This is a genomic window from Acidovorax sp., assembly GCF_046339755.1.
Lineage (GTDB): Bacteria > Pseudomonadota > Gammaproteobacteria > Burkholderiales > Burkholderiaceae_C > Acidovorax.
This window is the reverse complement of record NZ_JBKDTZ010000021.1, coordinates 1-9,525: the sequence shown is the minus strand read 5'-3', so window position 1 is coordinate 9,525 and position 9,525 is coordinate 1. Positions and strand designations below refer to the sequence as shown.

Sequence of the window (9,525 nt, the reverse complement as noted above, 5' to 3'; positions counted from 1 at the left end):
GAGATTGGCTCGTGGGGACGCGGTGGCCGCCAGTTGTTCGCGCTGCGGGCCGTCGGCCGAGTGCAACTCGGCCATGGTGCCGTGCAGCATCTTCTGCGTGATGCCGCGCGACAGGGCTTCGAGCACGGCATCCACGTCCTCGCCGCGGGCCAGCAGCTTCTTGGCGCGCGCGATCTCGGCGGCGCGCCAGCTGTCGGTCTGGGCATTGAGCTGCTGGATCAGGGGCACCACGCCGCCTTCCGGGTGGCGCTGGTCCATCCAGTGCATGAAGCTCTGCACGCCCGCATCGATGATGGCCTCGGCCTGGGCCACGGCGGCCTGGCGGTTGGCTTGGGCGGTCTGCACCACGCTGGCCAGGTCGTCCACGGTGTACAGGTAAACGTCACCCAGGGCCTTGACCTCGGGCTCGATGTCGCGCGGCACGGCCAAGTCCACCATGAACATGGGACGGTGGCGGCGCTTCTTGAGCGCGCGCTCCACGGCACCCAGGCCGATGATGGGCAGGCTGCTGGCCGTGCAACTGATGACGGCGTCAAACTCGTGCAGCCGCTCTGGCAGGTCGGCCAGGCGCATCACCTCGCCGCCAAAGCGCGTGGCGAGCTTTTCGCCGCGCTCCAGCGTGCGGTTGGCAATCGCGATCTGCTTGGGGTTCCTGGCCGCGAAGTGCGTGGCACACAGCTCGATCATCTCACCCGCGCCCACGAAGAGCACGCGGATCTTGCCCAGGTCTTCGAACAGCTGGCCAGCCAGGCGCACGGCGGCGGCCGCCATGCTGATGCTGTGCGCACCGATCTCGGTGGAAGTGCGCACCTCCTTGGCCACGGCAAAACTGCGCTGGAACAGCTGGTTCAGCGTGGTGCCCAGGGCACCGGCCGTCTCGGCGGCGCGCACGGCGTCCTTCATCTGGCCCAGGATCTGCGCCTCGCCCAGCACCATGGAATCGAGCCCGCTGGCCACGCGGAAAGCGTGGCGCGCCACCAGGCTGTCTTCGAGCGAATACGAGTGCGAGCGCAACAGCGCCGGGCTCACGCCGCCGCTTTGCGCCAGCCAGCCCAGGGTGTGGTCGATGGCCGCCTGCTCGCCCGCGCAGTAGATCTCGGTGCGGTTGCAGGTGGAGATGATGGCCGTTTCCACGCTGGGGTGGCGGCTTTGCTGGCCCAGCGACTGGCGCAGGCCCTGCAGGGTGGGCGCAATCTGGTCGAGCGCGAACGCGAACCTGCCGCGCAGATCGAGGGGCGCGGTGGTGTGGTTGATGCCGAGGGCCCAGACTGCCATGCCCCGATTATAAAATCGTTGGAACATCCCGGTACAACTGCCTGGGATAGCCTTGATCTGGGTCAATTCCTATGGGTCCGCTGGACACGCTCAACCACCTGCTCAATTTCTTCGCCCCGGCCGCAGCCATGGCGGTCCTGATGGCGCTGGGCAGCCGCATCCTCCGCTGGAAATCGGGTTCGAACTACGCTGCATGGGCACAGTTCGCTATCCAATTGGGAGTGGGTAGCGCCGTGCTGCTGGCCGGCCTGGTGGTTCTGGGCCGGGACGGCAAGATGGCCACCTATGCCGCCCTGGTGGTGGCCTGCGCCACCTGCCAGTGGTGCTTGGGCAAAAGCTGGAAAGCCTGAGTCAGCCCGGCGCAACCGGCGCCAGGGGCGTATCTCCTCCTTGTGCCCGCGCACTGTGCGCCACCGCGGTGGTGGCCGGCGGCGACAGCGCCAGGCCCGCATCGCGCAGCTTGTCCAGGATGGAAAACAGCAGATCGCTGCGCACCCCACCCGCATTGCGCGGGTTGCTCACATAGCCAATCGCCAGGAAGGTCAGCGTGCCGTTCAGGATGCCTTCGAGCTGCACGATGGGTTCGGGGTCGTCCATGATGCCCTCGTGGGCGGTGAAGGCCTCCAGGATCAGCGTGCGCATGCGCTGGGCATCGGTATCGAGCGGTGCCGGCAGGCGCAGCAGCACGCGGCCCGGGGCGCCGGTGAGCGTCATGTTGCGCACGGTCTTGGTGATGAACTCGGAGTTGGGCACGATCACGGTGGAGCGGTCCCCGAGCTGGATCTCGGTGGCGCGCACGTTCACGCGGCGTACGTCGCCCTCGGTCTCGCCCAGCACCACCCAGTCGCCCACGCGCACCGGCCGTTCGGCCAGCAGGATAAGGCCCGAGATGAAGTTCTGCACGATGGCCTGCAGCCCGAAGCCGATCCCCACCGAGAGCGCACTCGCCACCCAGGCAATGCGCTCCACGCTGATCCCCAGGCCCGCCAGCGCGATGGCAATCACCGCCACGCCACCCACATAGCCCAGCAGGGTGACGATGGAGCTGCGCATGCCAGGCTCCAGCGAGGTGTTGGGAAAGAACTGGTCGCTGAGCCAGCGCTTGAGGATGCGGATCATCACGAAGCCGGCACAGGCAATCGCCAGCGCCGTGAGCAGCGCCTGCGGCGCCAGCGTCACGCTGCCCACCTGCAGCGTCTGGTTCACGCTGCCGCCGCGGCGGAACACTTCGTCCGGCGCCGTGCCCAGCGGGGCCAGCAAGGCGATCACCATGTAGAACAGCAGCACCACGCGCAGTGCGCCCGAGGCCACCACGGCGCTCTGGTCGAGCAGCTTGCCGTCGATGCCCAGGCCCTTGTGCAGGCGCTGGCCAAAGCCGCCGCGCGAGGACAGAACGGCTTGCGCCACGTCCTCCACCAGCTCGAACAGCAGGTAGGTGGTGGCAAAGACCACGCCGGTCCAGACCATCTGGCCGGCCAGCATGTGCGCCAGTGCCACGAAGCCCAGCACCAGCAGCACCAGGATGGCGATGGCCGTGGCGGCCGCGCCCGCCACCAGCAGGCCCATCCAGATGGGGCGGGGGGCCGGTGCCTGCGAGGCTGGCTCGCTGGCGTTGCTGCCATCCTGCCCTTCCTGGCCCACGCCAGCGGATGGTGTTGCGGCAGGGGCGCGCAGGTGGCGCAGTGCGCACAGGATCACCAGAGCCATCAGCAGGGCCGACACGGCGTGTGCCGAAACCTCGGCCGAGAGGCTGGCGCCCACCACGCGGTTGACCTCGATGACAAGCCCGCCGAGCACGGTCGTCAGCGCCAGCCACCAGGGGTAGGGGGCGAGGCGCGTGGCCAGCTCGTCCGACAGGGCGGTGAGGCGCCAGGAACTGCGCTTGCGGGAGATCAGCGCATGGCCGAGCGCGATCATGAACGCCGCGAACACCGCCAGCTGCAGGGTGGCGCGCTCGAAGGCCTGCAGGCGCGGGCTCGGGGACGCCTCCACCGTGAGCCCGCCCCAGGCCAACTGGACGGCCAGGGCCAGCAGCATGGTGTGCACCAGCACCGATGCGAAGGCCAGCAGCGAACGGCGCAGCCGCCCTGGCGGCAGCCGCGCCGGGGCCAGGCGCAGCAGCAGGCGCTCGGCCAGCCAGGGGCCGGCAATGGCCACGAACAAGGCCATGGCCATGCTGACCACGAAGCCGGTGCGGTGTGCGGGCTCCCAGGCCCGGGCTGCCGCTTGCCGCAGCTCGGTGCCCAGCGATTGCAGGCGTGCCAGATCGCCGGGGAAGGCGCTGCGCACATTGCGCCAGAAGCTGCCGGTCAGGGGCGAGTCGATGCGCGTCGTGAGCGCGGTCTGGAACTGCTCACGGCGCTGGCGGATGATTTCGGCGCCGCGCTGCTCGGCATCCACCGCGATCAGACGCGCGAGCTTGAGCTCGGCATCGATGCTGCTGCGCTCCTTAGCCAGCGCGCTGCGCTGCTGCGCCACGTCGGGCGCTTCTGCCGTGGCCCCCTTGTCCGGGGCCGGGCCCAGTCCGGACAGCCGCGTGTCGACGTCGGCCAGCGCTTCGGCGCGCCGTGCCGCCACCTGGGTGGCTGCCGTGCCGATGGCCGAGATGTCGCTGAGCCATTGGCGGTAGTCGTCGTCTTCGCCGATTTTGGTGGGGATGGCCTCGAAGCGCTCGCGCAGCACGTCGACGCTGGGCAGTTCGGGCTTTTCGCTGCCGGAGGCACTGGCGGGGGCTGCAGGAGGGGCCGGCGTGCGGCCCTGGGCGTGTGCGGGAGGCGGCGCCAACGCGGCCAGCGCCAGCACGAAAGCCAGGAAGGCAGCGCCAGCCGCCAGGCGGGCACGGATGCAATGCAATGTCATGCCCCGCATTGTGCTGCGCCCACTGCAGCCCTTGTGAGAGAGTGTTCCAGCCCGCCGCGGCAGGGAGCCGGCCGGTTCTTCAGCCCGCCGGGCTGAACAGATCCACCCGGTCGGTGATGATGCCGTCCGTGCCCAGCGCGATCAGGCGCTGTGCGGCCCAGGGATCGTTCACGGTATAGCTCAGCGCGCACATGCCCTGGCCCTGCACAGTGGCCACCAGGGCGGTATCCCACAGCGCATGGTTGCAGACGATGGCCATGCAGCCCAGGCCGACGGCCTCATCCACGAAGCCCTGGCGGTGCACGTCCACCAGCAGGGCACGCGGCAGCTGCGGTGCGGCAGCACGGGCGCTGGCCAGCGCGGCAGGCTGGAAGGATGACAGCAGGGGCGGCACGGCCTGGCCCTGCCACAGGCGGGCAGCGGTCTCGGCCACCACGCGGCCGGTCACTTCATCGTGCCCGGGCGTGGGCTTGATCTCGATGTTCAGGAAATAGCCATTGGCGATGCAGTAGCGCGCCAGCGCCTCCAGCGTGGGCAGGGGTTCGCCCGCATGGGCGCGCGAGTGCCAGCCGCCCGCGTCGAGCTGCGACAGAGCGCTCCAGTCCAGGTCGCCGCCGGTACCCTGGCCGTTGGTGGTGCGCTGCAGCGTGGCGTCGTGCATCAAGAAGGGCACGCCGTCGCGGCTGAGCTTGGCATCGCATTCGAACATGCGGTAGCCATGCTGGGCACCCAGGCGGAAGGCCGCCAGCGTGTTCTCGGGTGCCAGCTTGCCCGCGCCCCGGTGGGCGATCCAGCGGGGGTAGGGCCAGGCGGGGATCTGCTCGTGGCTCATGGCGCGTCAGCCAGCGATGCGCTTGCCCGTGGCTGCGTCGAAGGCGTGCAGCCGGTCCGTACGCGGCGCGACGTGGATCACCGAGTCGGGCGCTGGCGAATGGGTTCCTTCCTCCACGCGCACGATGAGCTGCTCGCCATTCAGGCGGCCGTAGATCAGGCGCTCGGCGCCCAGCAGCTCCACGGTTTCCACCGTCACGGCCCAGCCGTCGCTGCCCACGTCCAGGTGCTCAGGGCGGATGCCGAGGATGGTGCCTTCCTTGCCGCCCGGCGCGTTCTTGAGCAGGTTCATCGGTGGCGAGCCGATGAAGCTGGCCACGAAGGTCGTGGCGGGCGTGTGGTAGACCTCTTCGGGCGTGCCGAACTGCTCCATGTTGCCGGCGTTCATCACGATCATGCGCTGGGCCAGGGTCATGGCTTCGACCTGGTCGTGCGTCACGAACAGGCTGGTGATGCCGAGCTCGCGGTGCAGCTTCTGGATTTCCAGGCGGGTCTGGGCGCGCAGCTTGGCGTCCAGGTTGGACAGCGGTTCGTCGAACAGGAACACCTGGGGCTGGCGCACGATGGCGCGCCCCATGGCCACGCGCTGGCGCTGGCCGCCCGAGAGTTCGCGCGGCTTGCGTTCGAGCAGGTGGCCGAGCTCCAAGATCTTGGCGGCCTTGTCCACGCGCGCCTTGATCTCTTCCTTGGGCACCTTGGCGATCTTCAGGCCGTAGGCCATGTTCTCGAAGTTCGTCATGTGCGGGTAGAGCGCGTAGTTCTGGAACACCATGGCGATGTCGCGCTGGGCCGGTTCCAGGTCGTTCACCACGCGGTCGCCGATGCGCAGCTCGCCGCCGGAGATTTCCTCGAGGCCCGCCACCATGCGCAGCAGGGTGGACTTGCCGCAGCCCGAGGGGCCGACGATGACGACGAACTCACCGTCCTTGATCTCGGCGTTCACGCCGTGGATGACCTGGTTGGCCTTGGGGCCGGTGCCGTAGCGCTTGACGATGTTGCGAAGAGAGAGGGATGCCATAACAACTGGAGGATCTGGGTTGTGTCTGGACGGCATGGGTGGTGCCGCCACGGTCATAGAGAGGGTGTGTGCGGCCTGTTACTTCTCGGTGTCCACCAAGCCCTTGACGAACCAGCGCTGCATCAGCACCACCACCAGCGCGGGCGGCAGCATGGCCAGCAGGGCAGTGGCCATCACGATGTTCCACTCATTGCCGGCATCGCCGCCGGCGATCATGCGCTTGATGCCGATGACCACGGGGTACATGTCTTCCGAGGTGGTCACCAGCAGCGGCCACAGGTACTGGTTCCAGCCGTAGATGAACTGGATCACGAACAGCGCCGCGATCGAGGTGCGCGACAGCGGCACCAGGATGTCCTTGAAGAAGCGCATGGGGCCGGCACCGTCCACGCGGGCGGCTTCGACCAATTCGTCGGGCACCGTGAGGAAGAACTGCCGGAACAGGAAGGTGGCCGTGGCCGAGGCGATCAGCGGTACCGTGAGGCCCGCATAGGTGTTGAGCATGCCCAGGTTGGAGACCACCTGGTAGGTGGGCCCGATGCGCACTTCCACGGGCAGCATCAGGGTGATGAAGATCAGCCAGAAGCAGATGCCCTTGAACGGAAAGCGGAAGTACACGATGGCAAAGGCCGAGAGCAGCGAGATCGCGATCTTGCCCACCGTGATCACGATGGCGGTGACGAAGCTCACCCACATCATGCGCGCCACGGGCGCGGTGGAGCCGGCGCCGGCGCCGCCGCCGAAAAGCGTGTCGTGTTATGTCTGCCAGAAGTTGCTGCCGGGCAGCAGGGGCATGGGCGCCTGCACGATGTCCTGGGCGGTGTGGGTGGACGCCACGAAGGCCAGGTACAGCGGGAAGCCGACGATGATCACGCCCAGCACCATGATCAGGTGCGAGAAGAGTTTGAGGTAAGGGCTGCGCTCTACCATGGTCAATACTGCACTTTCTTTTCCACATAACGGAACTGGATGACCGTCAGGGCAACGACGATCACCATCAGCACCACCGATTGCGCGGCCGAACCACCCATGTCCATGGCCTTGAAGCCGTCGTGGTAGACCTTGTAGACCAGGATCGAGGTGTCGCGCCCCGGGCCGCCATGCGTGGTGGAATCCACGATGGCGAAGGTGTCGAAGAAGGCGTAGACCACGTTGATCACCAGGAGGAAGAAGGTGGTGGGCGAGAGCAGCGGGAACTGGATGCTCCAGAACCGGCGCCAGGGGCCGGCACCGTCGATGGCGGCGGCCTCGATGAGCGATTTTGGGATGGACTGCAGGCCCGCGAGGAAGAACAGGAAGTTGTAGGAGATCTGCTTCCACACCGAGGCGATCACGATCAGCGCCATGGCGTGGTCGGAATTGAGCTGGTGGTTCCAGTCGAAGCCCGACTTGCGCAGCAGGTAGGCCACCACGCCCAGCGAGGGCGAGAACATGAACATCCACAGCACGCCAGCCACCGCGGGGGCCACGGCGTAGGGCAGCAACAGGGCGGTCTTGTAGACCAGCGCGCCCTTGATGATGCGGTCGGCGAAGATGGCCAGTACCAGGGACACGCTGATGCCGATCACCGCCACCAGGGCCGAGAAGAAGGCCGTGGTCTTGAAGGACGCAAGGTAGCCCGGGTCGTTGAACAGCGTCCTGAAATTGTCGAATCCGACCCAGTTGGTCGACGTGCCGAAGGCGTCCTGCTCCTGCAGCGACTGCACCAGGGCCTGGCCCGCGGGCCAGAAGAAGAAGACGCTGATGATGGCCAACTGGGGGGCAATGAGCACCCACGGCAGCCACGCGGAGCGAAAGAGAACGCGTTTTTCCATGTCCAGACTCTCAAAAAGACAACCCGCCAACCAGCAAACCGGGTGGGTTTGCAAGGGAGGCGGGCTTTCGGCAGCGACCCGACCGGTGTGCCGGTGCCGCTGCCATGAACGCTCGAAAAGCGCTTACTTGTTGGCGCGTGCGAAGCGCACCAGTTGCTCGTTGCCGCGGGTTGCGGCCGTGTCCAGGGCTTCCTTGGGGGTCTTCTTGCCCGACCAGATCTGCTCGGTTTCCTCGTCGATGATGGTGCGGATCTGCACGAAGTTGCCCAGGCGGATGCCGCGCGACTTGTCGGTGGCCTTGCGGATCATCTGCGTCACGGCCACGTCGGTGCCGGGGTTCTTTTCATAGAAGCCGGAAGCTTCGGTCAGCTTGTAGGCCGCCGTGGTCACGGGCAGGTAGCCCGTGCGCTGGTGGCTGGCGGCCTGCACCTTGGTGTCGTTCAGGAAGTTCAGGAAGTCGGCCACGCCCTTGTATTCCTCGGCCTTCTTGCCGGACATGATCCACAGGCTGGCACCACCGATGGCGGTGTTCTGGGGGGCACCCTTCACATCGTCGTAGTAGGGCAGGGGAGCGATGCCGTAGGCGAACTTGGCTTCCTTGGCGACGCGGGCGTACAGGCCCGACGAGCCGGTGATCATGGCGCACTCGCCCGAGGGGAACGAGGCGTCAGGCGCATTGGCGCGGCCCTTGTAGACGAAGCTGCCGTCCTTGGAAGCCTTGGCCAGGTTCTCGAAGTGGCGCACGTGCAGCGGGGTGTTGATCTGCAGTTGGGCGTCGTTGCCGTCGAAACCGTTGTTCTTGGACGCGAACAGCGTGTTGTGCCACAGCGAGAAGCTTTCCAGCTGCGTCCAGCTGATCCAGCTCGTGGTGAACGGGCAGCTGTGGCCGCTGGCCTTGAGCTTGGAGGCGGCAGCGAACACTTCGGGCCAGGTCTTGGGGGCCTTTTCAGGGTCCAGGCCGGCCTTCTTGAAGGCATCCTTGTTGTAGTAGAAGATGGTGGTCGAGCTGTTGAGCGGGTAGCTCAGCATCTGGCCGTTGGGTGCGGTGTAGTAGCCGGCCACGGCCGACACGTACTGGGTGGGGTCGAACTTGAAACCGCCGTCGTTCAGCACCTTGGCGGCGGGAACGATGGCGCCCTTGCTGGCCATCATGGTGGCGGTGCCCACTTCGAACACCTGGATGATGTGGGGCGCATTGCCGGCGCGGAAAGCCGCCACGGCGCTCGTCATCGATTCGTCATACGAGCCCTTGTAGGTGGGCACGACCTTGTACTTGGTCTGGCTGGCGTTGTACTGCTTGGCCAGATCGTTCACCCAGTCACCCAGGGCGGCGCTCATGGAATGCCACCATTGGATTTCTACTTGCTGTTGGGCCTGCGCGGGTGCGCAGACGGACAGGGCGATGGCAGCCGACAGTGCCAGGTGCTTGAATTGCATGGAAAGTTCCTTCTGGAGGATGGCGAAATGCACAAAGGGCGGATGCTAGGCAGCCCTTGTGACAATGATGTGTCGTTGTCGGCCATGGTCACAACGGGGGAAATCCCTCTGTGACCGGCTGATGTGTTTATTTGTGACGATTATGTGACAGCTTTGGGCATTCTCGGAGCTGGGCAAGGTTTTGTGCGTTGCACCATGCTTGGTGCATAGTGGTGCTTGTGCTGCCCCCATCCGGTGCGCAATTGCGTTTTCTGACCCGTTCCGATTTCTTTCGCAACCATCAACTGCCAT

General features: G+C 66.5%; 7 protein-coding genes and 1 pseudogene. 1 reads left to right on the top strand and 7 read right to left on the bottom strand.

Features of this window, described 5'->3' with window-relative positions:
- Positions 1–1,275: glutamyl-tRNA reductase (gene hemA, locus ACK59X_RS02140; RefSeq protein WP_409954800.1), on the bottom strand; the 1,275-nt coding region annotated here is incomplete at its 3' end.
- A gap of 71 nt (positions 1,276–1,346) precedes the next feature.
- Between hemA and ACK59X_RS02135 the strand changes: the two genes are divergently transcribed.
- Positions 1,347–1,625: a hypothetical protein gene (locus tag ACK59X_RS02135; RefSeq protein ID WP_409954799.1), complete on the top strand. Its 279-nt coding sequence runs from the start codon at positions 1,347–1,349 to the stop codon at positions 1,623–1,625.
- Between the two features lies 1 nt (position 1,626).
- Here the strand turns inward: ACK59X_RS02135 and ACK59X_RS02130 are convergent, their stop codons facing one another.
- From ACK59X_RS02130 to ugpB, 6 genes and pseudogenes are all read right to left on the bottom strand, one after another.
- Entirely contained in the window at positions 1,627–4,134 is a 2,508-nt protein-coding gene (locus ACK59X_RS02130) for a DUF3772 domain-containing protein (RefSeq protein WP_409954798.1), read from the bottom strand.
- Between the two features lie 79 nt (positions 4,135–4,213).
- The gene (gene ugpQ, locus ACK59X_RS02125) at positions 4,214–4,966 is read right to left on the bottom strand and encodes a glycerophosphodiester phosphodiesterase (RefSeq protein ID WP_409954797.1); all 753 of its coding nucleotides are present in this window, start codon (positions 4,964–4,966) and stop codon (positions 4,214–4,216) included.
- A 6-nt stretch (positions 4,967–4,972) separates the two neighbouring features.
- Positions 4,973–5,983 carry a sn-glycerol-3-phosphate import ATP-binding protein UgpC gene (locus tag ACK59X_RS02120; protein ID WP_409954796.1) on the bottom strand — a complete coding sequence of 337 codons (1,011 nt, stop codon included), beginning with the start codon at positions 5,981–5,983 and terminating at the stop codon, positions 4,973–4,975.
- 78 nt (positions 5,984–6,061) lie between these two features.
- Positions 6,062–6,913, bottom strand: a pseudogene (gene ugpE, locus ACK59X_RS02115) (sn-glycerol-3-phosphate ABC transporter permease UgpE).
- A gap of 2 nt (positions 6,914–6,915) precedes the next feature.
- Positions 6,916–7,797, bottom strand: coding sequence for a sn-glycerol-3-phosphate ABC transporter permease UgpA (gene ugpA / locus ACK59X_RS02110; RefSeq protein WP_409954795.1), 882 nt, complete (start codon positions 7,795–7,797; stop codon positions 6,916–6,918).
- A 123-nt stretch (positions 7,798–7,920) separates the two neighbouring features.
- Positions 7,921–9,234, bottom strand: coding sequence for a sn-glycerol-3-phosphate ABC transporter substrate-binding protein UgpB (gene ugpB / locus ACK59X_RS02105; protein ID WP_409954794.1), 1,314 nt, complete (start codon positions 9,232–9,234; stop codon positions 7,921–7,923).
- Between the last annotated feature and the right edge of the window lie 291 nt (positions 9,235–9,525).